Below are 26,100 nucleotides of genomic sequence, written 5' to 3' on the forward strand. Positions count from 1 at the left end.
TGTATATGAGCTTGAGAATAGCTATTACTCCTGGTGAGCCTGCTGGAATTGGCCCTGATTTAGTGATTAAGTTAGCGCAACAAAGCTGGCCTGCCCAGCTTGTTGCAGTTGTAGACCGTACCATACTGGAACAAAGAGCCAGTGAGCTAGGTTTAGAGATTGAATTACTCCCATTTGATCCTCAACAAGATGTAACGCCCGCAGGACCTAAACAACTGTACTACCTTCAAGTAGACAAGGGATGTGACGTTGTTCCAGGACAGCTTGATGAACAAAACGGTCAATATGTGCTAGATACGCTGCGTATAGCTTCCGAGAAAAATATGGATGGCACCTTTGATGCTGTTGTCACAGGGCCTGTCCACAAAGGGATAATTAATAGAGCAGGTATCTCATTTAGTGGTCATACCGAATATTTTGCTCATCAATCCAACACACCAGATGTGGTAATGATGCTCGCTACGACAGGGTTAAGAGTTGCTTTAGCCACTACTCACATACCTCTGGCCTATGTTTCAAAGGCAATAACACAAGAGCGCCTGACTAAGGTTGCAAACATTCTCTACCATGACTTGCAAACTAAATTTGGTGTTGAAGACCCAAGGATCTTAGTGTGCGGCCTAAACCCTCACGCTGGAGAAGGCGGACATTTAGGGAATGAAGAAATTGATACAATTTCGCCAGTACTTGAAAAGCTCAACAATGAAGGCAAGAACTTCATAGGCCCTCTTCCTGCTGATACACTTTTTCAAGCCAAATACCTAGATAATGCGGATGCAGTACTGGCAATGTATCACGATCAAGGATTACCTGTGTTAAAATATAAAGGATTTGGAAACTCAGTTAATATTACTTTGGGATTGCCGTTTATAAGAACCTCGGTAGATCATGGCACTGCACTTGATCTCGCTGCATCTGGTGATGTGGAAGTAGGTAGCTTTGAATTAGCAATTCACGAAGCAATCAAGCTTGCAAGCAAGAAAATACAGAATTCATGACAGATAAAGTACATTTGGGCCACCGCGCCCGCAAAAGATTTGGTCAAAACTTTTTAAATGACGATAGCATCATTGATAAAATTGTCACAGCGATTGACCCTACTCCGAACGACAACTTAGTGGAAATTGGACCTGGCTTAGGGGCAATTACAGAGCCCGTAGTTGAGCTAAGTGGCAAACTCACAGTTGTTGAGCTGGACAGAGATCTTGCAGAGCGCTTAATTGCGCATCCCACGATGGGAAGCAAGTTAACAGTCCATCAGGGCGATGCAATGAAGTTTGATTTTGCTAACCTAGTCAGTGAAACAGCTAAGCTAAAAATATTTGGTAACCTACCATATAATGTCTCTACTCCACTGCTTTTTCATTTATTTGAGTTTGCAGATCAAGTTGAGCACATGCACTTTATGCTGCAAAAAGAGGTAGTTAACCGTATGGTCGCAGGGCCTGGTTCGAAGGCATATGGCAGACTAAGTGTGATGACGCAATACTACTGCCATGCGATGCCGGTTATTGAAGTTCCGCCAACTTGCTTTAAACCTGCTCCTAAAGTGGACTCAGCCGTTGTTCGATTGATCCCAAAGGATGCCAGTCAACGCAGCGCTAAAAGCACGAAAATACTAAATACCGTCTGTTTAGAGGCCTTTAATCAGCGACGTAAAACGCTGCGCAACAGCCTATCAAATTTACTAACGGTAGAAGAAATAACTCAACTTGGGATAGACCCGTCACTTCGTGCGGAAAATATCTCTCTTTCTCAATTTATCGAAATTGCCAACTGGATTTATGACAACAAACAGTGAATTAGGATCACCGATAAAGGTATCTGTTGAGACATTTTATGTTGAAGCTCAATCTCAACCAGAAAAAGACAAATACGTTTTTGCTTATACTATTACGATAAAGAACCATAGCCTGTGTAGTGCAAAATTGGAAAGTCGCTATTGGTTGATCACCGACGCCAATGGCAAAGAGACTGAAGTTGAAGGCGACGGTGTTGTGGGTGAACAGCCAACAATCCGACCTGGTGAGAGCTATCAATACACCAGTGGTGCTGTATTAGATACTCCCGTAGGTACAATGGAAGGCTATTATTTAATGCGTAATGAGTTTGGTTCGGAGTTCAAGGCTCCAATAAAAGTCTTCAGGCTCAACCGACCAGATATTCTGCACTGATAACATGGCAAGTTACGCTATAGGTGATTTACAGGGGTGTTATACCCCTTTTAAAAAACTACTTGAAGCCGTTGATTTTAACCCGAGCCAAGATCATTTGTATTTGGTAGGTGATCTAGTTGCTCGTGGACCAGACTCACTGGCTTGCATGGAACACGTCACCTCTTTGCAAAACTCCGTTACTGTAACGCTTGGTAACCACGATTTGCACCTGCTGTCGACAGTATTAAATAAAAGAGCGCCTAATCCCAAAGATAAACTAGACACTCTTTTAGCAAGTAGCGCATTACCGACCTATTTGTCTTTTTTACAATCTCAGCCCCTATGCACCTATTTGCCAGAATTTGATAGTTTTATCTCTCATGCTGGAATTCACCCATTTTGGCATATAGAACAAGCACTTGAGTTATCAAAATGGGCACAATCTTGTTACCAGAGCCCACATGCTGCAGACTTTTTGTCAGGTATGTATGGCAAAGAGCCTGCGATAGAAATTACTCACGACAATCCGCAAACTAAATTCAACACCATCGTCAATGTGTTTTCTAGAATGCGATTTTTGACTAAAGATTGGCAACTAGATTTCGAGAGTAAAGGCAGCCAAAACGATGTTGATCATTTACAGCCTTGGTTTAGTCACCCAAGATTTAAAACGAGCAGCACGCGTTTCGTATTTGGTCACTGGGCTGCACTCGAAGGAAAAACATCTGTGAGCAATGTCGTTGCTTTGGATACAGGATGTGTATGGGGTGGTCCAATGACAATGATAAATCTGTCCACAAATGAACAAATTTACAGCAAATAGTCAAAAACCATCCGTTTTTACTGAATTTTATATTCACATCTGCTATAAAATACTTAACTAATGCGCAATAAATCCGATAAGTGGTTGTACTGCTTTAACTTGATGGTATGTCTGTATGAATTTAACCGTTAGCCAACGTATTTGGGGTGGCTTTATAATAATTACCCTGCTTTTATTGTTAATTGGAGTGAACTCACTGCTTAGGATTGCAAATATTGATAGTTCCACTCAATTGGTCAACAACTTATCACTGCCAGCGCTAGACCGAAGTGCCGCATTGCAAATCGAGTTTACGCAGATGAGTAAAATAGCTCAGGCGAGTTACTTCACACAATCTAGCAGTGATCTAAACAACTTAAAGGCAACTTTTAATACTCGCCAAAGTACTTTTGAAAAAAGCTACTCTGCGCTCAATCAAGTTGTCAGAGATGAGCCTACTCTCTATGATAGTAGCAAAGATGTATCTGCAAGCTTTGGATCATTTTCCAAATCGGTTAACGCCTTGTTCGCTGATAAATCACTAGAACTTAGCCTCAACAAACAGCTTGTCGCTCAACTTGAAGAAGCTGAAATTGCCGCAGATGATGCTGCGACTGTGGTTGTCGATATTCTTGATTTAGAAGGTTTCGAGTCATTAAATGCCCGCGCATATCAAGCGGCAAATAAACTGGAGAACTCATTTAGCTCTCTGGCTACAAGTAGCGCGGACATACTGACAATTAATGAAGCCAGTACATTAGATATTGTTAAAAAAGAACAAAGCTATGTGTTTGAAGACATTGACCGCAACCTAGAATTAATGCGCAGTACTGTTGCCCAATTAGATGAAGACTTACTCAATGATCTGGACGCTTACTACAGCGCGTTGAAAGATCAGCTTCAGGGTAGTGACAGCATTGCCAACAACCGCCAAAAGTTAATTACAGCACGTATTAGCACTCAAAATGAGCTAAATAACGCCGAGCAAGCAACAAAGAAAGCACTCGACCAACTTGGTGCGCTGGTAGCCCAATCCAAACAATTGGCCTTTGAAATCCAAAATGAAGTGACTGAAGACGTGTCATCTGCCAACATCGCTACATGGACCGGTATGATTGCTGCGACCTTATTGGCCATCGGCATTGCCTATTTTACAGTCAGCCGCATTACCAAACCTCTGGCTGAAGTAAACCGTGTACTTGATATCGTTGCAAAAGGCGACATGACACACTCTTTAGATGCGTCTGCAAAAGATGAATTTGGTGAGTTAGCGCAAAGTTGTAATACACTTATCACTAGCCTGAAAGAGCTTATTACAGGTATTGTGTCTCGTTCGACTCAACTTGCTGCGGCTTCAGAACAAACATCAGCTATCACAGCTGAATCAAGCCAAGCAATTAAAAGCCAGCAGTCTCAAGTTGAACAGGCGGCAACTGCAACTACAGAAATGAGCAGCACGGCACATGGCGTGAGCAATAGTGCTCATCAAGCGCTTGAAGAAATTAAAAATGCGGATCAAGAAGCTGAGCGTGTCAAAGGGATTTCGCATGACAATAAACGCACTATTGAACAGCTAGCTCACGAAGTAGAAGAGGTATCTACCGTGATCAATAAGCTGCACCAAGATAGCTCCGCTATTGGTGGTATTTTGGATGTTATTCGCGGTATTGCTGAACAAACCAACTTGCTTGCACTGAACGCGGCTATAGAAGCTGCCCGAGCAGGTGAACAAGGTCGAGGCTTTGCGGTAGTTGCTGATGAAGTAAGATCTCTTGCAAGTAAAACACAAGAGTCGACGCAAGAAATCCAATCGATGATCGAATCATTGCAAGCTGGTGCAGAAGAAGCCGTAACAGCTATGTCCAAAGGTCAACAGCAAGCTGAGTCTTGTGTGTCACAAAGTGATATAGCCAATGAAGCATTGAATTGCATTACCGATGCGGTATCAAGAGCTCATGATGTAAGTGAAGAAATTGCCACAGCAGCCAATGAGCAACAACAAGTTTCTCAAGAGATCAGCGAGCGACTGGAGTCGATTGTCGCAATTGCAGAACAAACTGCTGAGGGCGCTAATCAAACCTCAACTTCAAGTTCTGAAGTTGCTAAGCTTGCTGAGGAACTACGACTGTCAGTGTCTCAATTTAGAGTTTAATACTGCAAGGTCAACCCAAATCTTGTAATTGCCTGTTGTAACTTTATCTTCAGGCAAAAAAAATCGCCCTTATGGGCGATTTTTTTATAACTGCTATCAGTCAATTAAAATAGCGAATTAGCTTTCGCCACCACATTGTCGACTGTGAAACCAAAATGTTTAAATAGCTCGCCTGCTGGCGCTGACTCACCAAATGTGCTCATACCTACAATCGCACCATTCAAGCCAACATACTTGTACCAGAAGTCTTCAATGCCCGCTTCGATTGCCACACGGCGTGTTACTGAAGCTGGTAGAACAGACGCTTTGTACTCTGCAGATTGTGCATCGAATACATCAGTAGAAGGCATAGATACCACTCTTACTTTCTTACCGTCTTGACGAAGTTGTTCAGCCGCTTCCACCGCAAGTTGCACTTCTGAGCCTGTTGCAATCAAAATCACATCAGGGTTTGAATCACAGCTAAGCACGTAGCCGCCGCGTTTAATTGCTGCTACTTGCTCTTCTGTACGAGCTTGCTGTGCAAGGCCCTGTCGAGTGAAAACTAGCGACGTTGGACCGTCCTTACGCTCGATTGCTTGTTGCCAAGAAACTGCAGACTCAACCTGATCACATGGACGCCAGCTAACAAGGTTTGGTGTCATGCGCATATTTGCAAGCTGTTCTACAGGTTGGTGCGTTGGACCATCTTCACCTAGGCCAATGGAATCGTGAGTGTAAACGAAAATACTAGGCTGCTTCATAAGCGCGGCCATACGTACAGCGTTACGTGCATATTCCATGAACATCAGGAAAGTCGCACCGTATGGGATAAAGCCTTTGTGTAAAGCAATACCATTCATAATCGCTGACATGCCAAATTCACGTACGCCGTAGAAGATATAGTTACCAGATGCATCATCTGCTGTCAGGCCTTTTGAACCTTCCCACAGCGTCAAGTTTGAACCTGCAAGGTCTGCTGATCCGCCCATAAACTCTGGTAAAATTGGGCCAAATGCGTTTAATGCATTTTGTGACGCTTTACGCGTTGCCGGGTTTGCTGGGTTTGCTTGCAATTCAGCAATATAAGCTTCTGTTTGCTCAGTCCAGTTTGTCGGCAATTCACCCTTTGTACGGCGCTCGAACTCAGCAGCCAATTCAGGGTAGTGCATTTGGTATTCCGTAAATTTAACTAGCCATTCGCTTTGGATTTGCTGGCCGTGTGCCGAACCATCCCATTTAGCATAAACGCCTTCAGGGATCTCAAAAGCACCATGCTCCCAGCCTAGGAATTCACGAGCTGCTTTGATCTCGTCATCACCTAAAGGTGCGCCGTGACAATCATGGCTTCCTGATTTATTTGGTGAACCGTAGCCAATCACAGTTTTACAACAAATTAATGTTGGTTTACCCGTCTCTGCGCGTGCAGCTTCAATCGCAGCTTTAATTGCTTCACTGTCATGACCGTCGACCGCCGGAATTACGTGCCAGCCGTATGCTTCAAAGCGCTGTGGCGTATCATCGCTAAACCAGCCTTCCACTTCGCCGTCAATTGAAATACCGTTGTCATCCCAAAACGCGATTAGCTTGCCTAGTCCTAATGTACCAGCTAAAGAACACGCCTCATGAGAAATACCTTCCATAAGACAGCCGTCACCTAAAAACGCATAAGTGTAGTGATCAACAATGTCATATTCATCGCGGTTGAATTGCGCCGCTAATGCCTTCTCAGCAATTGCCATGCCTACTGCATTAGTAATGCCTTGGCCTAATGGACCAGTGGTCGTTTCAATGCCCGGCGCATACCCATACTCTGGGTGGCCAGGTGTCTTAGAGTGCATTTGACGAAAGTTCTTTAAATCGTCAATAGACAAGTCATAGCCACTCAAATGTAATAACGAATAAATTAACATTGAACCGTGGCCATTTGATAATACAAATCTATCTCTATCTACCCATTCTGGATTGTTTGGGTTGTGCTTTAAATAATCGCGCCAAAGTACCTCTGCGATGTCTGCCATGCCCATTGGTGCCCCTGGGTGGCCTGATTTAGCCTTTTGTACAGCGTCCATGGATAGAACGCGAATTGCGTTTGCAAGTTCTTTGCGAGATGGCATGGATTCTCCTACCTTTAAGTGTTTGCACGAGTGTTTTTAAAGGCCCATTTTTACCTAATAAAATTACCACTGCAATTAAAATCACAAGAAAAGTTATAAATTCACTTTGTTTTTAATGCGTAAATTGCAAGTATCTAAAAATAGACGTCTAGGCGTAAAAAAACTATGCATATAAAATTGTTTTCGTTAGAATATCTCTTCTAAAATTTTCTCGCGCTGTTTTACGCATGTTCGCGAAGCGCTTTTTTTGTGAGTATAAATAATGGCGAAACACTTATTTACTTCAGAGTCAGTTTCTGAAGGCCATCCGGATAAAATTGCGGATCAGATTTCAGATGCAGTATTAGATGCAATTCTTGAGCAAGACCCAAAGGCACGCGTAGCGTGTGAGACCTACGTTAAAACAGGTATGGTCATGGTTGGTGGTGAAGTAACCACAAGCGCTTGGGTAGACATTGAAGAATTAACACGTAAAACAGTTCGTGAAATTGGTTATACCCATTCTGATATGGGCTTTGATGCTGACTCTTGCGCAATTTTAAACACCATTGGTAAACAGTCTCCAGACATCAACCAAGGCGTAGATCGCTCTCGTCCAGAAGAGCAAGGCGCTGGTGACCAGGGTCTGATGTTTGGATATGCGTGTAATGAAACAGACGTTTTAATGCCTGCACCAATCACCTATTCTCACCGTCTTGTACAGCGCCAAGCAGCTGTACGTAAAGATGGCACTCTGCCGTGGTTACGCCCAGATGCAAAATCACAAGTAACTTTTGCATACGAAAATGGTAAACCAGTTGGCATCGACGCAGTTGTACTTTCAACTCAGCACTGTGATTCAGTATCACAAGATGATCTGATTGAAGCTGTAATGGAAACAATCATTAAGCCTACACTGCCTGAAGAGCTAATTACCGAAGCGACAAAATTCTTCATCAACCCAACTGGACGCTTTGTTATCGGTGGTCCAATGGGTGACTGTGGTCTAACTGGTCGTAAAATCATCGTAGATACATACGGTGGTATGGCAAGACACGGTGGTGGTGCTTTCTCAGGTAAAGATCCATCAAAAGTAGACCGCTCAGCTGCATATGCAGGTCGTTATGTTGCTAAAAATATTGTAGCGGCAGGCCTTGCTGATAAGTGTGAAATCCAAGTTTCTTATGCTATCGGTGTAGCTGAACCAACTTCTATCAGCATTGATACTTTTGGTACTGGTAAACTTGAAGAAACACGCCTAATTGAGCTAGTTCGTGAGCATTTTGACCTTCGTCCATACGGCTTAATCACAATGCTTGATCTAGAGCGTCCAATTTATCAGCCTACTGCTGCATATGGTCACTTTGGTCGTGAAGAGTTCCCTTGGGAAAAAACTGACAAAGCAGAAGCACTTAAAGCAGCTGCTGGACTTTAATAGTCTAAACTATGTTAGTAAAAAGGCGCTTGTTAAGGCGCCTTTTATATATCTTAACCAATTAAAAATTCCTCAACATCCTCTTTCATATCCGTGTAATCATCGTCACTCAAATCCAATGCCAACATCACATCATCTCTGAAAGCATGCCAGTCTGCACAACTTCTAAAGTGTTTAATTTCAAAAGAGAAGTTTTCTGCAAGTTTTAATGTAGCGAGGATTTTCTTTTCAAGATCAGAATCACTATCTTGGAAGAAGTGCGCATCATGATGACGCAATATAATTTGACATACCCTTTTGGGCAGGTGCCACGAACTCGCCAAGTAATACCCTACAACAGTGTGATTTGTGGGGTATTGTTCTGATTCGTATTCTATCAATGAGTGTTCAGGCCGCTGTGTTGCGCGCATTAAAACGTCATTGTAATCCTGAAATCGCATAGCCATTGCAGGGATCCCTGCATCGTGAAATAGTCCAAGCAACTGTAAATCTTCGATGGGGACAGGTGTTTTAGTCTGTTTTCCAATGAGCATGGCCACTTGTGATATGTCGGACGCACTATCCCAAAAGCGCTGCAGTGATATACAGCAATCATCTTGCTCAAATGCACTCTTGAGTAGATGCCCTGTCACGACTTGTGTAATGCAATTCATGCCTAAAAACATCACAGCTTGCTTTATATCTGTTATCGTCCTCGACATGCCATAAGCTGGGGAATTAATGACTTTCAATACAGCAGCAGAAGTCGCAACATCTTCTGTAATGATCTCTGCTACACGACTTAACTCAGGTTCATCTTGATTCAGCTCATTTTGTAAACTTTGCAGTATTTCCGGTTTGGCAGGCAAATTGAAACCAGACCGTAAGTCAGCTAAGACTTTGTCATCAATATCTATCATAGGTCACCTATGTGGTGGCATTGATTTTAGTGTAGTAGATGAAATTTGACCTGTCGCGACTATTTAATAAACTCCAACAATCTCCGATTAACGGCCGATAGTCACTTTGCTACAAACCATTTAACCAACTATTGATGCAGTATTTATACACAGGGATAAAATTTAAATTACTATCTATTGGTTTGAAAATTCGCGCTTTTTTTAAAGGGGGGCAAATTCACACGAGAAAAACATCAAAGCGCTTGCGAATTTACTAAGCATGTAAGTTTGAAAGTAGAGTGCTAGAACACACCCTACCTTTATCACGGAATTAACAGTCTACCAATAGGGTTCACAATTGATAGATGCTTGTCTACTTTGCTCCATGGCACTTATTAAAAAATCTGACTTTTGCTGAAGCCAAGTAAGTATATCTGAAAATGACTGAGCATCTTGGCCCTCACACAAACGCTTCAAATAGTGCAGCGTTTCTAATTCATAGATACCAGCAAGAATATCCATCCAAGGCGCTCTAAAGCTATGCCTCTCCCCTTCCTCAAAAAGTGCACCAAAGCAATTGCCACTTAGCAACATTTCCTCAATATGAGGTCTTGTTTGTACATATTGTTCGACTGCCATCGCTTGTTTGTCCGGAAACATGCCCCTGAGTTTTTTCCACTCTTGGTCAAATGTTTTTTTGGTCATACCACGAACACTGCTTTGGGCCGACTTAATTGCATTTTGATCCCAGTTTTGACGCCAGCTTTTCTCTATCAGCCATCGTGTGAGTGACAGCAACAATTTGTTGTAACGCGGGCAGTGAAACAGATCTTCTAAATCAGTTTTTGTCGGTTGTACGCTCTTTAAATCATCAATTATTTGCGACAATTCAGGCGCATTATGGATGCGCTTATAATAAGCGTGACGTTTAGAGGTGTATGTTTTCAAATAAATAGCACTCTCAACCCACTCAAGCTCACCCAACAGCCATTTTAATTCCTTGCGAAGACTATCCGTGGTTTCCTTTGCTACAAATTCCTCAAACAGCCAAAAAGCATGTCTGACTAAACGTACCCCATCAATAATGCGCTTCAACGTTTTTAAACTCGGCTCGTTGACGTAGCATTGCTCATGTTTTTGCACAAGTTCAATGGCATAGTTAACTGTTTTTATAAATGCTTGCTCTTGATTCATGTCACCAGACAAAGGCACAAAACCAATTTCACTGTTTGGTTGCAGTGGCATATCATCTGCCAACCTGTAACCTCTTGCCGCTTTCGAATAAAAACCTAATCGCATACCAACTTGTGACACAAGCTGCTCTGCCAATAAAAAGAGGTCCGTACGCTCACCTTCAACCAGTTCAATTTCAAGTTCAGAAATAGGCTCTGACTTACCGCTTGCAGAGACCTCTCCTTTATCCAATACCACCTCAATCAAACTGCCAGCGTCAGTTTCGATTAGCCACGTTCGACGAATAAAATTGGTCGTAAAAATAGGAAAGAGGTTTTCTGAAATAGGCTCTAAACGCATTCCCATCGGCCAAATAGCCGTGTCGAATGCAAAAATATCTGGTTTTCTACCATTTAGCGGAAGGTTGTACTCTGGACGCTGGTGAAGACCACCCAACACTTCTCCCGAAAGTTTGATTGTTTGCTCACATTCGTCATTTACACATCGCGTACGCAAACCAATATCAAGCGCTCTTAGCTCTCTGCTGGGCGTATCGTAGTATGCATTTTCAAGATTTTTCGCCGGCTTATTATTAACCCGCTTCGCAAACTGTGTGATCAATGCTGGAATAAGCGGAACTTCATTATCTGAAACCAAAAACTTCAGTTCTATTTCAGTGTCCATTAGGGGGTAGGTTACCTTTATAAAATGAGAACGTTCAAAATATACAATGACACCTAATTTTGCAATCTTTTTACCTCCAATAAGCGCAAACTTCGATGTTTTGATCACATACTTCAATCTTTTCTATTCAGCGACCTGTTAATTGGATCATTATTTCGCCCCATTCGATTAAGGCAAACCACCGCTGCGATAAACGCAACATTCGGGACTGGGAAATCAGTAGTTACGAATGCTAACAAATAAAAAATCGCGATTGTCCTTTAAGCTCTTGCCAAGCGCTTTTGAAAGCCATACTATTTTGATAAATTCATATAAACCTTAAAAAAATAAGGGCTCGCGAATGATAAGACACCTCGCACTGCCGCTTTTGTTTGTTTTTGCACCATTTACGCTTTGTGCACAAGAAGTCGATGATGCAGCACCCCAGGAGCAAACGGCACAGCAGAACACGCCAAATGGCTTTATTGTTGATAACCTTTACTTATTTTTACACTCAGGCCCTGGCAAAAATTACCGTATTTTAGGCTCCGTAGAAGCCGGTACTGCAGTGCAAATCACCAATGAACAAGAGAACGACTTTGTCCGTATAATAGATAGTAAAAATAGAAGTGGCTGGGTCGAGTCAAAATTTGTCACTGCTGAAGCTGGACTCAAACAGCAAGTTGGTGATTTAAGCAGCTCTTTAGCTCAAGCAGAGCAACAGCTTAACGCCCTAAAAGAGTCGGTCCCTCAATTACAAAATGACTACGATTTACTGGAAGCCCAAAATACTGAGTTACAAAAAACAATCGCAGATCTCAATACACAATTGACACAACAAGCTCAAGAAAACCAAAACCAAATTAAAGCAGAGCAGCATACCCTGCTGTCTTATGGCGGTATTATTGCGCTGTCAGGACTGATCTTGGGTGTACTCCTGACATTATTCTTGTCGCGTAGAAAAAGATACGATGGCTGGAGCTAATTTCACCTATAAAAAACCCACTTTGTTGAACAAAGTGGGTTTAAATTAAATAACGAATATCATTAGAGTTGAAAAAATCACGGTACCCAAAGAGAAGAAAATTACTCCCATATCAGCTAAAAACCGATCACATAGAAGCTCCCTTAATGTTACATCCTCTAACTTCGTCAATTCACCTAACGACGAAAATGCTGCTAAATTGTTCACAAACGCCGCTTGTCTACCGATATCAAACCGATCAAGTGAAAGTTGTTTATAAAATCCAGGGTAAGTAGAAGAAACGTAACTTTCTATTCTCATGAGTTTATTGTTACTCACTCTTCTACAAAATAATGCCCCAGCAAAACTACATACTATTAGAAACAGATATGCCAAGTACCACCTCCTTGCCATGACGATACCTGTTCCCATTTAAATCACAATGTAGATAAAATGCAAGCTAAAAATAATACAAGTTACACAAATCTTAAACCTTTATGTGCTAATTAATTGCAATAAGTTCAACTTCAAAAATCAACAGCGAACCCGCACCAATATTACCTGTCGCTCTATTTCCATAGGCTAGATCAGGATGAATAAAGAGTCGAAACTTATCACCCTCTACCATAAGCTGCAGTGCCTCAGTCCAGCCCGCAATTACTTGTTTAGGGCTAAAGCTGATGGCTTGCCCTCGATCTACAGAGCTGTCAAAAACCATTCCATTGATTAAAGTTCCATGATAGTGAACACGTACACTATCATTGATTGTCGGGAAAGTATTTCCATCTCCCTTCTCTAATATTTCATATTGCAAACCGCTTTCTGTTGTGATCACACCTTCTTTTTTTGCATTCGATACTAAAAATTTCTCAGCATCCAAGCGATTTATTTGCGCAATTTGATTTTGCTTTTGACTATTATTAAAAATAAACCATGCCAGTCCAAAGACTAATATGGCGACCAAAATACTGGTTATAGACATAACTACTCCTACTCAGTGTCTTCAGATGATTCTTTTTCTTCGCCGTTTACTACCTGCGCTATCTGCTCAAGTCTCGCTAATGCTAGTTGATTGATGGTTCCTTTAGGATATTTCCCCTGATTAACCTTTCCAGCGGGCACATTCATTAAAATCTCTAGCGCTTCGTCAACACTTTTAACCGCAAACAAATTAAATTTGTTGCTTGCAATTGCCTCAACAACTTCATCTTCTAACACTAAGTTTATTAAATTAGAATGGGGAATTATCACCCCTTGATTGCCCGTCAGGCCTCGCATCTTACAGAGTTTAAAAAAGCCTTCTACTTTTTCATTAACACCGCCGACCGCCTGCACTTCACCATGCTGATTAATAGAGCCCGTCAACGCCAGAGACTGCTCAATAGGTAACTGAGTAATGGCAGAAATCAAGCCACATAATTCAGCCAGTGAGGCACTGTCCCCATCTATATAGCCATAGCTTTGTTCAATCGCTATATTTGCACTCAAAGTTAAACTAAACTGCTGCGCATACTTATTACCCAGATAACCTGTCAGCAACATAACGCCCTTTGAATGAATTGATTTGCCAAGTTCAGCTTCTCGTTCAACATCAATCACACCGTCTGAGCCCGCATAAACTGTTGCCGTGATCCGTGCTGGTGTACCAAATGCCGTATCGCCTATGTGCAATACGGTCAGTCCATTTACCTTACCGACCGCTTGACCTTGTGTGGCGATTAATGTGTGTCCTTCCTCTATATCACTTAGCATATTTTCGCTAAGTTGGCCGGTGCGGTATTGTTTGCCCAGTAAGGCCTCTGTAATATGATGGTCGTCGATCATCTCTTCACCATCTTGTTTAGCGTAATAGCTAGCTTCTGCCACCAGCTCAAGTACATCTGCAAAGCGTGCAGATAATTTGCTGCGGTGCTCAGCTTGGCGATAGCTAAACTTCAAGAGTCTAACTAGCGCTTCTGCTGTCAGGCCGCAATTTAAAGTTTGCTCGCAATACTCTTGAACTTTAGTTACAAACTGGTACTGCAACCTATCGCTAGAAGGCAAATAATAATCAAAGTCAGCAAGCACTCTAAAAAGTTCTCCAAACTCTTCATCATACTCACTAATGGTGTAGTACAGATCTCGAGAACCCAGTAAGATAATTTTCACATCCATGGGGATCAACTGAGGTTTTAGGGTAAAGCTACTTCCCACAGAGCTATCTTGAAATGGCAAATCATTTTTAATTTGATGTGTTTTTAATGACAGTTTGAGGCCGTCCCACACTTGCGGAGACGCTAATACTTTATCCGCATCCATAATTAAATATCCGCCATTTGCCCGATGCAGAGCGCCGGCTTGAATAGAGCGATAGCTGGTGATCAGCGAACCCTGTGCGCTTTCATATTCGATCTTACCAAATATATTGCCAAATGTTGGGTTGGGTTCATACACCACCGGTGCAGGCGCCCCTTCTTTGTATTCAATTAAAATATTTGGTGCAAAGAAATCCGTCAGCATGCCTTTGGCATCGAAATCTTCTTTTTGCTCGTCAGAGCCTGCCGAGTCATCATCCAGCCAATCCAAAACTGCTTCAACTATTTCAACACGAAGATCTTTTAAGTAACGGATCACTCCAATGTGGCTGGCATATTTATGCTCAAGCGCTTTAAGCAGCGGCTTAGTCGCAAGCTCAATCGTGGTCTTTTTCAATTTTCTGAGCTTTTCTGAGGACTCTCGCTTCCACCGAGGTAGCTCGATAAGCGCTTCGATTAAGCCATCTTCTAACTCGTCAATGGCTTCGTAAAACTGCGTCTGAACTTGTTCATCAAGTCCTGCGAATTCATTTTCATCTAGCTGTTTACCGTTGACCACAGGCACAAAGCTGACGGCCCCGTTTTCCTCTAGCATAATCACGCTTTTATTCATCGCCAGCTGCTCAACCGCTGTCAATGCCGTATTGTACTTATTGTCAAAATCTCTATCGATTGACTTTTTCTTGCGCTGATAGCCAGGGTTGTCAAATGCAGCGGGAAAGGTGTCCACAACTTCGTCCAAAAACGCATCAATATCATCAGCAAGTTGGCGGCTTTCGCCCGGCTGCATGAACATAGTGATAGGCTCTCTGTGGTCGTCATAATTATTGACGTATAGCCACTCTTTAGGTGTCGGACGTGTGTTGCTATGCGCTTCTAATTTGTCCTTGACCATAGTAAAGCGGCCTGTAGCTGCTTCGCCCATGACAAATACGTTGTATCCAGGCAGTTCCATACCAAGGGCAAAATCGAGCGCACTTTGAGCACGTTGTTGTCCTATAAAAGGTAAAGACTCGGGATAAGGGTTTTGCATACATGATCGAATATGTTGCAATGAAACAGTCGGTGTCAGCTGCTCCGAACACAGTGGCTTAATTGTTTTAGTCATTCCTGGTTTCTTTATTGTTCACACTTCGAAATACAATGTTGTGTTGTTTAAGGTGTCAGCGCCTTGCGCAAAAATGTATCGTGTCCGCATTCGCTGCAAGCCTTTATCTCAAGAGTGTGATAAACATCGGTTTTATTCCCGCAATTCTTACACACTAATTGCCCCAATGCTATCCATTCACCTTCTTTATAAACGCCATCGTGTGCAAAATCAGACATCAAAGCTTGCCACTCAAGCTGCGTTCTGTCTTCTAAATAAGCTAACTCGTATAATATTGATTCTTTAAACTCTTCCCAAGCAACACCTTGGTAATGATCGCGATGCTGTGAAATATGCTGTAGATCACGTTTGAAATAATGCTTGTAGTCATTGAGCTTGTTTTTGCCAAATTCACGCCACCTCTGCTCTTCCTTAATAAATTCATCGGCCATCTTTTTCAGCTCGTGCTCTTTCACATCTTTAAACCATTTGGAAAAATCATCAAGCCAATGTTTATAATCTGCCATGTTGCCTCCTGTTCATCTACATCTAGTCACAGCGGGAAGCCCCAACCTCTTACGTCACGTATTTGCGTTATCGTGTCCAGCCAAACACGTAAACGAAACCCATGATTGCCGACGCTGATACAACACCTGTTGAACACTTTCACATTGCATATTCAGAGTATAGAGCACTCCGCCAAAAGGGCCACGAGCCCAACAATAAAAGACATTTTCAACGTCTTTTATTGTTGGGCAATTTAAATTGACATAAATATGATTATTCCGTGCAAATTGCCCATCATATGCTGTGATCAGGCTAAGTTTTCGGGTATGCTATTGACCAATTTTACAATCAGTTTGCAAGAAGTCTGGAAACGTCAATGCAAGAGCAATACAACCCACAAGAAATCGAACCCAAGGTTCAATCCTATTGGGAAGAAAATAAAACATTTAAAGTAGTCGAAGACGAAAGCAAAGAAAAATACTATTGCTTGTCTATGTTCCCTTACCCAAGTGGTAAGCTCCATATGGGACATGTCCGTAATTACACAATCGGTGACGTTGTTTCGCGCTTCCAGCGCTTGCAAGGAAAAAATGTCATGCAGCCAATGGGCTGGGATGCATTTGGTCTACCTGCTGAAAATGCAGCAATCAAAAATAATACTGCACCTGCAAAATGGACCTACGAAAACATCGATTACATGCGTGGTCAGTTGAAGCAACTCGGCTTTGGTTATGACTGGGATCGCGAAATCGCAACATGCCACCCAGAATACTATAAATGGGAACAATGGTTCTTCACTAAGTTATACGAAAAGGGCTTAGTGTATAAAAAGATGTCAACTGTCAACTGGGACCCTGTCGACCAAACTGTACTTGCGAACGAGCAGGTAATCGATGGCCGAGGCTGGCGTTCAGGTGCGCTTGTTGAACAAAAAGAAATTCCACAGTGGTTCATTAAAATCACTGACTATGCTCAAGAGCTACTTGATGACTTAGACAAGTTAGATCACTGGCCTGAGCAAGTTAAGACCATGCAACGCAACTGGATCGGCCGCTCTGAAGGTTTAGAGATCGATTTCAAACGCGCAGACAACAATGAAAACTTTACTGTCTATACAACTCGCCCAGACACATTTATGGGCGTAACGTATGTTGCTGTCGCAGCAGGCCACCCAATTGCCTTAGAAGCGGCGAAAAGTAATGAAGATGTTGCTGCATTTGTCGAAGAATGCAAAAACACCAAAGTAGCTGAAGCTGATTTAGCTACTATGGACAAAAAAGGCATTGCAACAGGCCTGAGCGCCATCCACCCATTAACAGGCAAAGAAGTACCAATTTGGATCGCTAACTTTGTCCTAATGGACTACGGTTCAGGTGCGGTCATGGCAGTACCTGGCCATGATCAACGTGACTATGAATTTGCGACAGCTTATGGCCTAGAGATCAAACAAGTTATCAGCCCTGCGGTTGATGCTGAACAACAAGCTGATCTAACTTCTGAAGCCTTCACTGAAAAGGGCGTACTAATCAACTCAGGTGAGTTCGATGGCCTTGATTTTGAAGCCGCTTTCAACGCGATTGCAAATAAGTTAGAAAGCATCAATGCTGGCAAACGCAAAGTAAACTTCCGCCTTCGTGACTGGGGTGTTAGCCGTCAGCGTTATTGGGGTTCACCAATTCCAATGCTAAGTAAAGAAGATGGTTCAGAACTAGCTGCAACTGAAGAAATGCTACCAGTACGTTTGCCTGAAGACGTTGTAATGGATGGTGTAACTTCTCCAATTAAAGCAGATCCTGAATGGGCTAAAGCCACTGTAAATGGCGAAGCTGCATTCCACGAAACTGATACTTTTGATACTTTCATGGAATCATCTTGGTATTATGCTCGTTACTGTAGCCCGCGCTACGATGAAGGCATGTTAGAACCTGGTGCTGCCAACTATTGGTTGCCTGTAAACCAATATATCGGTGGTATTGAACACGCTATCTTGCACTTACTATACTCTCGTTTCTTCCACAAGCTGTTAAGAGATTTCGGTTTAGTTAACTCAGACGAGCCGTTTGAACGTCTGCTTTGTCAAGGCATGGTCCTTGCCGATACTTATTATCGTAAAGATGAGAAAGGCGGTGATATTTGGATCTCTCCACTGGATGTCGAAACCGAAAAAGACGACAAAGGTCGTATCATCAAAGCTTGGCACAAAGACGATGGTGAACCGGTTATATCAGCTGGTATGGGAAAAATGTCAAAGTCTAAAAACAATGGTATTGACCCACAAACGGTTATCAAACAATACGGTGCCGACACAGTACGCTTATTCATGATGTTTACAGCCCCACCAGAGCAAACCCTTGAGTGGTCTGATTCAGGTGTTGAGGGAGCACAAAGATTCCTACGTCGTGTTTGGAAGTATGCAGTTGATGTTAAAAATGCAGGTACTGCAGATTTAGATCTAAGCAAACTATCTAGTAGTCAAAAGACACTGCGCCGTGAAATCCACAAAGCCATTGCAAAAGTCACTGATGATGTTGAACGTCGTCAAACATTCAATACAGCGATTGCAGCAGTTATGGAATTGTCCAATAAACTGACAAAGGCGCCACTAGAAAACGACCAAGACATTGCGCTTGCAAATGAAGCGCTAAATGCAATTATCATCATGCTTGCACCAATTACACCACATATGTGTCACGAGTTGTGGGAACAACTTGGTCACCAAGGTGAAGTATTGGATGCCGCTTGGCCAACAGTAGACCAAAGTGCTTTGGTTGAAGATGAGAAACTGATTGTTGTTCAAGTAAACGGTAAACTGCGTGCAAAATTAACTGTTGCTTCCGACGCAACACAAGAGCAAGTTGAAGCAAAAGCCTTTGCAGAAGAAAACGTCACTAAATTCACAGATGGCAAAACCATTCGTAAAGTGATTTATGTGCCGGGTAAGCTGTTAAATGTGGTTGCCAACTAATGATTGGCTTAGTTAAGCGAGTCATTTTAGCAGCAAGCCTTACCGGCTTGGCTGCTATGCGCGCGCTTGCTGGCATAAAAAATGGGCTAGCAATTGTGCTAGTCTGTTTGACTGTCACAGGCTGTGGCTTTCATCTAAAACAAGCATCGTATATCCCTGAAGATCTGAGGGTGTTGCATCTAACAGGAGAGGACCAAAAGTCAGCTTTATACGAGCAACTGAAATACGAGTTGCAGCGCTCACAAGTCAAAATTAACGATGAGATTGCAGGTAAAGATAGTAAAAATGCAGCGGAGCTTCACTTATATAGAGATGCGCTGAGCAGGCAGCCACTGAGCCTATTTCAAAATGGCCAAGTTGCACAGTATGAGCTTGCATATAAAGTTTCCTACCGCCTATCTCGCCCGGATCAAGAGCCTTTTGAACAAAGTTTCGAGCTTTATCGCAACTACCAAGATGATCCAACTAACTCACTTGCCAAATCCAAAGAAATGGAAATCATCCTATCTGAGATGCGCAAGTTAGCCACTAAACGAATTATTCGCGAACTGTCACAACTCTAATGCGCTGTTATGCAAATCAACTAGCAGGCCAGTTAAGTAAAGGCCTGCACCCTTTCTACCTTGTTTTTGGTGAAGAGCCTTTCCAAGAAGGAAGTTGTGTTTTAAATATCCGTCAAGTAGCTAAAAAGCAAGGGTTTGATGAAGTCATCAAGTTTGCGCTGCTGCCCGGCTTCGACTGGCAAGAACTCATTGCCCAATACAACAGTATGTCGCTTTTTAGTGCTCGTACAATTATCGAACTTGATCTAAACCAACAAAAGCCTCCTACGCAAGGTGTCAACATCTTAAAAGAGCTGGCAGCAAACATAAACCCAGATGTCATATTGATAATAAAGGGCGCAAAGGCGGGCCAAGATATTCAACGCTCAGCCTGGTTTAAAGCACTCGACAAACAAGGTTTGTTTGTACCTTGTTATGCCCTCACAGGCTACCACTTAGAAAGGTGGTTAGATGACGAATGCAAACGTTTAAAAGTCAATTTAAAAAGCGACGCCAAACGCAGCTTACTTTTGGCAACAGAAGGTAACTTGCTTGCCACATATCAAGAGCTTGAAAAGCTGTCGCTGCTCTATAAAGACGCTTTGATTGATCAACAGCAACTTATGAGTGGCTTACTCAATCAAGCCAAGTTCGATATTTTCGATCTCAATGATGGCTTGTTGAAGGGCAATGCAAAATATATCGTGAAAATACTCAATAAGTTAGCGACTGACAATGTTGAACCAACCAGTGTTGCTTGGACAATACAAAACCAAGCGCAGACTTTACTCGCTATGAAGCGCGCATTGGTACAGGGCCAAGCCATTGCGCCACTGTACAAGCAATATAATATTTGGAAAAACCAGCAGCAGTCGACTCAACAAGCTTTAGATAGACTCACGATCGCCCAGCTAGAACATATTATATCGCTGCTCGCACAGTTTGATTCAGCCTTCAAAAGCAATGGGCTTAGCGCCCCATTCCAAGGTCTTGCACATATCGCATTAAGTTTTTGTCAGCCGATAAACTTCCCTATGCCCTTTACTGACAATTCTAACCAACTAGGAGCTCAGCACTGATGATTGCACTTTTTGGCGGTACCTTTGACCCGATCCACTTAGGGCACATCAACATGGCCAAACAGTGTTTAAAGGAATTATCCCTTACTTCTGTATCCTTTATGCCAAACGCAACACCTGTGCATAAAAAAGGCCCAAGCATAGCCACCGAGCACCGCTTGGCGATGTTAAAATTGGCCACTAAAGAGGAATCAAGGTTTAACATCGATACTAGGGAAATTACACGCACTGAGCCCTCGTATACCGTCTTAACTTTACAAGAGCTAAGGGCTGAGTACCCCAATACCCCCATCGCTTTTTTGATGGGTATGGACTCTTTTAATAGCCTTAGCAGCTGGTATCAATGGCAAACAATCACGCAACTATGTCATATAGTGGTATATGCAAGGCCGGGCGATAAATTAACGCCGTGCTCGCAGCTCGCCCAGTACCTAGAGCAAGCCAAGATAACCTGCCCAGACTCATTGCACCTAGTTCAAGCAGGGAAATGTTACTTTTTGAGCGGCGAGCCTTTTTCCGCCGCATCGAGCGAAATTCGTACGGTAATAAAATCCGGCCAGTCCGTTGAACCTTGGCTGCCAGAGTCGGTCATAACCTATATTAATAAAAATAAACTGTACACACTTTAACTGCCACTGATCGACTTGATAATTCTACTAGAAAACATGTTAGAATTGCGCCCTTATTAGTAGTGTACACAGTAAAGAGATTCTGATTTGGATTCAAAACAACTTTTAGACTTTGCCCTAGATAAAGTCGATGATATGAAAGCCCGTGACATTGTGAAGTTAGATGTCCGCGAAACGTCCTCAATCACTGATTATTTAGTCATTTGTTCAGGCAACTCGAAACGCCACGTTCAATCAATTGCAGACCACGTAGCCAAAGAAGCTCGTCATGCCGGTGAAACACCGCTAGGCCACGAAGGTCAAGATGTAGGTGAGTGGGTACTTGTTGACTTGGGAGACGTTGTTGTGCATGTCATGCAAGACCAAACTCGCGATTTTTATGATCTAGAAAAGCTTTGGGGCTAGTGTGAAGATTCAGTTAATTGCGGTTGGTACAAAAATGCCAGCGTGGGTGGAAACTGGCTTCAAAGAGTATCAACGTCGCTTTCCAAAAGATATGCCTTTAGACTTGATCGAGATCAGCGCAGGTAAGCGCGGTAAAAACGCAGATATCAAGCGCATTTTACAACAAGAAGGCGAAAAAACACTGGCGGCCATCCCGAAAGGAAATCGCATCGTTACATTAGAAGTAACTGGCAAACCTTGGGATACACACCAACTAGCAACTAACATGGAAAAATGGCAGCTCGATGGTCGTGACGTCAGTTTACTGATCGGTGGACCTGAAGGGCTGGCACCAGAATGTATTGCCGCATCGGAGCAAAAATGGTCGCTCTCCAACCTAACATTGCCCCACCCTCTGGTAAGAATTGTCGTTGCTGAAAGTCTATACCGAGGTTGGAGCTTAAATAACAACCACCCGTATCACAGAGAATAAGCCATCCATGATAAAAAACCGGCCAACGATCCGCGACCATAGCGCTGAAGCCAACCTGTTTGCACGACGCGCTTTTGTTGGCTTCGTTTTTGTCGTTATTCTTATTGGTGTGCTGCTTAACAACATCTATACGCTACAAGTTGAAAAGCACGAAACTTATCAAACCCGCTCAAATGATAATCGCATTAAAGTTATTCCTATCGCCCCTAACCGCGGATTAATTTACGATAGAAATGGCGTCCTGTTAGCCGAAAACAGGCCAGTTTATAATCTAGAAGTAATTCCTGAGCAAGTTGACGACCTGACATTATCGCTGGAACAACTCGGTGAAATTATCAATATTACAGAAGCGCAAAAAGCAGCTGTAAAAAAAAGTAATCGACGCTCTCGGCGCTTTAAAAGCCAAATTCTTAAGGCACGTCTCAACGAACAAGAGGTCGCAATTTTCGCGGTCAATCAGCATCGCTTTCCCGGTTTTAGTATTGAAGCGAGGTTAGCCCGACATTATCCCTATGGTGACGCACTGACCCACGCCTTAGGCTATGTATCTCGACTCAACAAAAAAGAACTCAGTGAACTAGAATCTCAAGGGCTTGCCAAAAATTATCGTGCCACTCATGACTTTGGCAAACTCGGGATCGAAAAGTTTTATGAGCAACGCCTCCATGGCCAAGTGGGCTCTCAACGCGTAGAAGTCAATAATCGCGGCCGAATTATTCGTTCGTTGAGCATTGAGCACCCAAAGCCTGGAGAAGACTTGGTATTGACGTTAGACATTGGACTACAAAAAATTGCCCAAGAAGTGCTTGAGGGCGTGCGTGGGGCCATTGTCGTTATGGATCCCAAAGATGGTGGGATCCTAGCGCTCTACTCAAACCCTAGTTACGACCCCAATTTATTTGTTCATGGTATCAGTAGCAAAGATTATCGCGCGCTGCTTAATCCAGATAGGCCACTAATCAATCGCGCAACTCAGGGGCGATATGCACCAGCTTCCACTGTCAAACCTCACCTTGCTATTTTGGCTTTAGAGGAAGGGGTGGTCAAAGAGAACACAAAAATTTGGGATCCTGGATTTTTCCAGATACCCAATGTAGAACACCGCTGGCGTGACTGGTTGCGCTGGGGGCATGGCCATGTGGATGTTTACGAAGCCATTGAGCAGTCATGTGACACGTACTTTTATGAAACTGCTTACAAACTTGGCATCACTAAAATTAGCAATTTTATGAGCCAGTTTGGGTTTGGTGATTTATCGGGGATTGATATACATGAAGAAACCCCAGCGATCATGCCGACCACTGAATGGAAAAGACAACGCTTCAAAGAGTCTTGGTGGCCAGGAGATACCATCTCTGTCGGCATCGGCCAGGGGTATTGGACCGCGACACCAATGCAAATAACCAATGCGGTCTCTATTTTGGTCAATAAAGGCATTCATCGTCCGCCTCACTTAGTGCAAGTTGCAAAACAAAATAACAACGTGGAGCAGATGTATACTGAGGAAAAACCACCTGTCGTGTTAAAAGATCCCCATAATTGGCAAATTGCCCTTGATGCCATGCATAACACAGTCAAAAAAGCGACTGGTACAGCACACAAAGCATTTAAAGGAGCAAGCTATGATCCTGCTGGTAAAACAGGTACTGCACAAATAGTGAGTATTGCGCAAGGTGAAAAGTATGATGCTGAAAGCTTAAAAGAAAAACATCGAGATAATGGCATTTATGTAGGATTTGCGCCTTTTAATGACCCCAGAATTGTCGTCACCGTTATTGTTGAAAACCAAGGGGGTGGTTCAACTATTGCGGCCCCAATCGCACGTAAACTTATGGATTATTATTTTGAGTCCTACCCAAGCGACACGGAGGGTAAATGAACCAATTGAGAAAGCGCCGTTCATTTTGGCAACGAATTCACATTGATTTTCCTCTGCTAGCTGCACTGCTTGTCATGATGATTGGTAGTTTAGCCGTCGTTTACAGTGCCAGCGGCCAAAACATGGACATGATGGCTCGTCATGCAACACGGATGCTTGGTGCCATTATCGCCCTTTTTGTAATGGCCCAAATCTCCCCTAACACATTAAAAAGGTTGGTCTTTCCACTGTACACAGTGGGGTTGGTTATGCTCATTGGGGTATTCTTTTTTGGCATTACCATCAATGGTGCAAAGCGTTGGCTAGATATTGGTGTTACGCGTTTTCAGCCATCAGAAATTATGAAGTTAGCCGTTCCTATGATGGTTGCGTGGTATATAGGTCGACAACAATTACCCCCTAAAATACTTCACCTAGTGATCGGGTTTGCTATCGTACTAGTCCCTACAATCTTAATCCAAAAACAGCCTGACTTGGGAACCTCTTTACTGATAGCCAGCTCTGGCATTTTTGTGTTGTTTTTGTCTGGTTTAAGCTGGCGTCTAATCGGAACAAGCGTGTTGTTGGCTATTCCCGGGGCGTTTGCAATGTGGCACTTTGTCATGCACGAGTACCAAAAACAGCGCGTCTTGACTTTGCTCGATCCAGAAAGTGACCCGCTAGGTGCTGGATATCATATAATTCAGTCAAAAATAGCCATCGGTTCAGGGGGAATAGAGGGCAAAGGTTGGTTGCATGGTACACAGTCACAGCTCGAATTTCTGCCTGAGCGCCACACTGATTTCATTTTTTCAGTATTAAGCGAAGAGTTTGGTCTGCTTGGTGTCGTCATGCTATTGAGTGTGTATTTATTTATAATCGGCCGTGGACTTTACATTGCTGTCAATGCACAAGAAGCATTTAGTAAGTTGCTTGCGGGCGCGCTCACCCTCACCTTTTTTGTGTATATTTTTGTCAATATCGGCATGGTATCCGGCTTATTACCTGTTGTTGGTGTGCCACTACCTTTGATCAGTTACGGTGGGACATCAATGGTTACACTGATGGCTGGTTTCGGTATCATTATGGCAATAGCAACAGATAAAAAAATGTTACTAAAGTAATTTATGAAGAAAAACGTCCTTATTCCTTTGACTGCTTTACTACTTCTCAGCGCATGTAGCAGTCGATATCATACAAACCAAGACAAGGCACCGCTGCGTGCCCCGACAGAGCTCGAAATGCAGGATGCCAAAGTCACAAACGAGCCAAAAAGCGTCAGTGCTGGGCGGCCTTACACTGTGCTTGGCAAACACTATGCACCAATGTCAGATGAAAAAGGATTTACACAAACAGGAACTGCGTCTTGGTATGGCCGTAAATTCCATGGTTACTACACATCCAATGGTGAAACATTCAACATGTTTGACATGACTGCTGCTCATAAAACGCTGCCCTTGCCCAGTTTTGTCAGAGTCACCAATTTGCAAAATAACGTGAGCGCCATTGTTAGGGTGAATGACCGCGGGCCGTTTCATGATGATAGGGTCATTGACCTCTCTTATGCTGCCGCATACAAACTGGGTTATCATTTACAAGGTACAGCTGAGGTTAAGATTGAGGCAATTACTATTGACCGCAAAAATCCACGCTTAACTTATGTGCAAGTTGCCGCTGGCAGTAGTATGGAAAATGTACAGGCATTGGCTGTGCAACTTTCTAATAAATTTGAACTAGGTACACCCATCGCATTTGAAGATAATCTTTACAAATTGCGACTTGGACCCATTTTGGATGACCATACAGCACAAAAAGTGCTACAAACCTTACAAGAAGGTGAATTTAATAAAGCTTTCTTGCTTTACACAGAGTATGAACTTTAAAATATTCTAAAACTGAATTACATATTTTTTGTTCCGCGACTAATGCCTCCAGATAGGTATAATATGTAGTATGCAGTACAA

General features: G+C 42.9%; 22 protein-coding genes. 16 read left to right on the top strand and 6 right to left on the bottom strand.

The annotated features are described in order from the left end of the window. Positions 1 to 5 precede the first annotated feature (5 nt). The 5 genes from pdxA to N483_RS19745 all read left to right on the top strand — a co-directional run bounded on the left by pdxA (position 6) and on the right by N483_RS19745 (position 5,110). Positions 6 to 998, top strand: a complete 993-nt coding sequence (pdxA, locus tag N483_RS19725) for a 4-hydroxythreonine-4-phosphate dehydrogenase PdxA (protein WP_023397613.1) — start codon at positions 6 to 8, stop codon at positions 996 to 998. Beyond that, positions 995 to 1,801 (top strand): 16S rRNA (adenine(1518)-N(6)/adenine(1519)-N(6))-dimethyltransferase RsmA, encoded by an 807-nt coding sequence (gene rsmA / locus N483_RS19730; protein ID WP_023397612.1) that lies wholly within the window; start codon positions 995 to 997, stop codon positions 1,799 to 1,801. The genes pdxA and rsmA overlap by 4 nt, the downstream gene beginning before the upstream one ends. Next, the gene (apaG, locus tag N483_RS19735) at positions 1,785 to 2,174 is read left to right on the top strand and encodes a Co2+/Mg2+ efflux protein ApaG (RefSeq protein ID WP_023397611.1); all 390 of its coding nucleotides are present in this window, start codon (positions 1,785 to 1,787) and stop codon (positions 2,172 to 2,174) included. Before rsmA ends, apaG begins: the two co-directional genes overlap by 17 nt. 4 nt (positions 2,175 to 2,178) lie before the next feature. Further along, complete coding sequence (locus tag N483_RS19740; protein ID WP_023397610.1) at positions 2,179 to 2,979, top strand: symmetrical bis(5'-nucleosyl)-tetraphosphatase; 801 nt, start codon at positions 2,179 to 2,181, stop codon at positions 2,977 to 2,979. Positions 2,980 to 3,094: 115 nt separating this feature from the next. Further along, a complete protein-coding gene (locus tag N483_RS19745) occupies positions 3,095 to 5,110 on the top strand; it encodes a methyl-accepting chemotaxis protein (protein WP_023397609.1) in 2,016 nt (671 codons plus the stop codon). Positions 5,111 to 5,214: 104 nt separating this feature from the next. Here N483_RS19745 and tkt read toward each other — a convergent pair whose 3' ends face one another. After that, complete coding sequence (gene tkt, locus N483_RS19750) at positions 5,215 to 7,206, bottom strand: transketolase (RefSeq protein ID WP_023398573.1); 1,992 nt, start codon at positions 7,204 to 7,206, stop codon at positions 5,215 to 5,217. A gap of 262 nt (positions 7,207 to 7,468) precedes the next feature. On the opposite strand from tkt, the gene metK reads away from it, so the two are divergent. Further along, the gene (metK, locus tag N483_RS19755; protein ID WP_023398572.1) at positions 7,469 to 8,620 is read left to right on the top strand and encodes a methionine adenosyltransferase; all 1,152 of its coding nucleotides are present in this window, start codon (positions 7,469 to 7,471) and stop codon (positions 8,618 to 8,620) included. Between the two features lie 53 nt (positions 8,621 to 8,673). On the opposite strand, the gene N483_RS19760 is transcribed toward metK, so the two are convergent. Both N483_RS19760 and N483_RS19765 read right to left on the bottom strand, forming a co-directional pair. Then, positions 8,674 to 9,519 (bottom strand): HDOD domain-containing protein, encoded by an 846-nt coding sequence (locus tag N483_RS19760; protein WP_023398571.1) that lies wholly within the window; start codon positions 9,517 to 9,519, stop codon positions 8,674 to 8,676. Between the two features lie 318 nt (positions 9,520 to 9,837). After that, positions 9,838 to 11,355 (bottom strand): CYTH and CHAD domain-containing protein, encoded by a 1,518-nt coding sequence (locus N483_RS19765; protein WP_036975637.1) that lies wholly within the window; start codon positions 11,353 to 11,355, stop codon positions 9,838 to 9,840. Positions 11,356 to 11,695: 340 nt separating this feature from the next. Here N483_RS19765 and N483_RS19770 point away from each other — a divergent pair, with 340 nt between their 5' ends. After that, entirely contained in the window at positions 11,696 to 12,319 is a 624-nt protein-coding gene (locus N483_RS19770; protein ID WP_023398569.1) for a TIGR04211 family SH3 domain-containing protein, read from the top strand. 481 nt (positions 12,320 to 12,800) lie between these two features. Here N483_RS19770 and N483_RS19780 read toward each other — a convergent pair whose 3' ends face one another. From N483_RS19780 to N483_RS19790, 3 genes are read right to left on the bottom strand one after another with little or no spacing between them, the layout of a single operon-like run. Further along, positions 12,801 to 13,280, bottom strand: a complete 480-nt coding sequence (locus tag N483_RS19780) for an FKBP-type peptidyl-prolyl cis-trans isomerase (protein ID WP_023398567.1) — start codon at positions 13,278 to 13,280, stop codon at positions 12,801 to 12,803. A gap of 8 nt (positions 13,281 to 13,288) precedes the next feature. Then, entirely contained in the window at positions 13,289 to 15,700 is a 2,412-nt protein-coding gene (locus tag N483_RS19785; protein ID WP_023398566.1) for a Lon protease family protein, read from the bottom strand. 47 nt (positions 15,701 to 15,747) lie between these two features. Further along, positions 15,748 to 16,206 (bottom strand): zinc ribbon-containing protein, encoded by a 459-nt coding sequence (locus N483_RS19790; protein WP_023398565.1) that lies wholly within the window; start codon positions 16,204 to 16,206, stop codon positions 15,748 to 15,750. Positions 16,207 to 16,562: 356 nt separating this feature from the next. Between N483_RS19790 and leuS the strand changes: the two genes are divergently transcribed. The 9 genes from leuS (at position 16,563) to N483_RS19835 (ending at position 26,019) form a co-directional block, all read left to right on the top strand. Further along, entirely contained in the window at positions 16,563 to 19,151 is a 2,589-nt protein-coding gene (gene leuS, locus N483_RS19795; protein ID WP_023398564.1) for a leucine--tRNA ligase, read from the top strand. Between the two features lie 56 nt (positions 19,152 to 19,207). After that, on the top strand, positions 19,208 to 19,714 hold the full coding sequence (gene lptE, locus N483_RS19800) for an LPS assembly lipoprotein LptE (protein ID WP_036975634.1): 507 nt from the start codon (positions 19,208 to 19,210) through the stop codon (positions 19,712 to 19,714). Further along, the gene (gene holA / locus N483_RS19805; protein WP_023398562.1) at positions 19,714 to 20,772 is read left to right on the top strand and encodes a DNA polymerase III subunit delta; all 1,059 of its coding nucleotides are present in this window, start codon (positions 19,714 to 19,716) and stop codon (positions 20,770 to 20,772) included. Before lptE ends, holA begins: the two co-directional genes overlap by 1 nt. After that, positions 20,772 to 21,401 carry a nicotinate-nucleotide adenylyltransferase gene (gene nadD / locus N483_RS19810; RefSeq protein ID WP_023398561.1) on the top strand — a complete coding sequence of 210 codons (630 nt, stop codon included), beginning with the start codon at positions 20,772 to 20,774 and terminating at the stop codon, positions 21,399 to 21,401. Before holA ends, nadD begins: the two co-directional genes overlap by 1 nt. An 87-nt stretch (positions 21,402 to 21,488) precedes the next feature. Then, entirely contained in the window at positions 21,489 to 21,806 is a 318-nt protein-coding gene (rsfS, locus tag N483_RS19815; RefSeq protein WP_023398560.1) for a ribosome silencing factor, read from the top strand. Position 21,807: 1 nt separating this feature from the next. After that, positions 21,808 to 22,278 (top strand): 23S rRNA (pseudouridine(1915)-N(3))-methyltransferase RlmH, encoded by a 471-nt coding sequence (gene rlmH / locus N483_RS19820; protein WP_036975605.1) that lies wholly within the window; start codon positions 21,808 to 21,810, stop codon positions 22,276 to 22,278. A 7-nt stretch (positions 22,279 to 22,285) separates the two neighbouring features. Beyond that, positions 22,286 to 24,157, top strand: coding sequence for a penicillin-binding protein 2 (mrdA, locus tag N483_RS19825; RefSeq protein ID WP_023398558.1), 1,872 nt, complete (start codon positions 22,286 to 22,288; stop codon positions 24,155 to 24,157). Next, positions 24,154 to 25,260 (top strand): rod shape-determining protein RodA, encoded by a 1,107-nt coding sequence (gene rodA, locus N483_RS19830; RefSeq protein WP_023398557.1) that lies wholly within the window; start codon positions 24,154 to 24,156, stop codon positions 25,258 to 25,260. Before mrdA ends, rodA begins: the two co-directional genes overlap by 4 nt. 3 nt (positions 25,261 to 25,263) lie before the next feature. Continuing rightward, a complete protein-coding gene (locus N483_RS19835) occupies positions 25,264 to 26,019 on the top strand; it encodes a septal ring lytic transglycosylase RlpA family protein (RefSeq protein WP_023398556.1) in 756 nt (251 codons plus the stop codon). The last annotated feature ends 81 nt before the right edge of the window (positions 26,020 to 26,100 follow it).

This window comes from Pseudoalteromonas luteoviolacea NCIMB 1944, from assembly GCF_001625565.1.
In the GTDB taxonomy this organism is placed as follows: Bacteria; Pseudomonadota; Gammaproteobacteria; order Enterobacterales; family Alteromonadaceae; genus Pseudoalteromonas; species Pseudoalteromonas luteoviolacea_F.

Bases quoted from the DNA above. Each gene is read 5' to 3' on its own strand.
- pdxA (WP_023397613.1), top strand. From the start codon at position 6: ATGAGCTTGAGAATAGCTATTACTCCTGGTGAGCCTGCTGGAATTGGC.
- rsmA (WP_023397612.1), top strand. From the start codon at position 995: ATGACAGATAAAGTACATTTGGGCCACCGCGCCCGCAAAAGATTTGGT.
- apaG (WP_023397611.1), top strand. From the start codon at position 1,785: ATGACAACAAACAGTGAATTAGGATCACCGATAAAGGTATCTGTTGAG.
- N483_RS19740 (WP_023397610.1), top strand. From the start codon at position 2,179: ATGGCAAGTTACGCTATAGGTGATTTACAGGGGTGTTATACCCCTTTT.
- N483_RS19745 (WP_023397609.1), top strand. From the start codon at position 3,095: ATGAATTTAACCGTTAGCCAACGTATTTGGGGTGGCTTTATAATAATT.
- tkt (WP_023398573.1), bottom strand. From the start codon at position 7,206: ATGCCATCTCGCAAAGAACTTGCAAACGCAATTCGCGTTCTATCCATG.
- metK (WP_023398572.1), top strand. From the start codon at position 7,469: ATGGCGAAACACTTATTTACTTCAGAGTCAGTTTCTGAAGGCCATCCG.
- N483_RS19760 (WP_023398571.1), bottom strand. From the start codon at position 9,519: ATGATAGATATTGATGACAAAGTCTTAGCTGACTTACGGTCTGGTTTC.
- N483_RS19765 (WP_036975637.1), bottom strand. From the start codon at position 11,355: ATGGACACTGAAATAGAACTGAAGTTTTTGGTTTCAGATAATGAAGTT.
- N483_RS19770 (WP_023398569.1), top strand. From the start codon at position 11,696: ATGATAAGACACCTCGCACTGCCGCTTTTGTTTGTTTTTGCACCATTT.
- N483_RS19780 (WP_023398567.1), bottom strand. From the start codon at position 13,280: ATGTCTATAACCAGTATTTTGGTCGCCATATTAGTCTTTGGACTGGCA.
- N483_RS19785 (WP_023398566.1), bottom strand. From the start codon at position 15,700: ATGACTAAAACAATTAAGCCACTGTGTTCGGAGCAGCTGACACCGACT.
- N483_RS19790 (WP_023398565.1), bottom strand. From the start codon at position 16,206: ATGGCAGATTATAAACATTGGCTTGATGATTTTTCCAAATGGTTTAAA.
- leuS (WP_023398564.1), top strand. From the start codon at position 16,563: ATGCAAGAGCAATACAACCCACAAGAAATCGAACCCAAGGTTCAATCC.
- lptE (WP_036975634.1), top strand. From the start codon at position 19,208: ATGCGCGCGCTTGCTGGCATAAAAAATGGGCTAGCAATTGTGCTAGTC.
- holA (WP_023398562.1), top strand. From the start codon at position 19,714: ATGCGCTGTTATGCAAATCAACTAGCAGGCCAGTTAAGTAAAGGCCTG.
- nadD (WP_023398561.1), top strand. From the start codon at position 20,772: ATGATTGCACTTTTTGGCGGTACCTTTGACCCGATCCACTTAGGGCAC.
- mrdA (WP_023398558.1), top strand. From the start codon at position 22,286: ATGATAAAAAACCGGCCAACGATCCGCGACCATAGCGCTGAAGCCAAC.
- rodA (WP_023398557.1), top strand. From the start codon at position 24,154: ATGAACCAATTGAGAAAGCGCCGTTCATTTTGGCAACGAATTCACATT.
- N483_RS19835 (WP_023398556.1), top strand. From the start codon at position 25,264: ATGAAGAAAAACGTCCTTATTCCTTTGACTGCTTTACTACTTCTCAGC.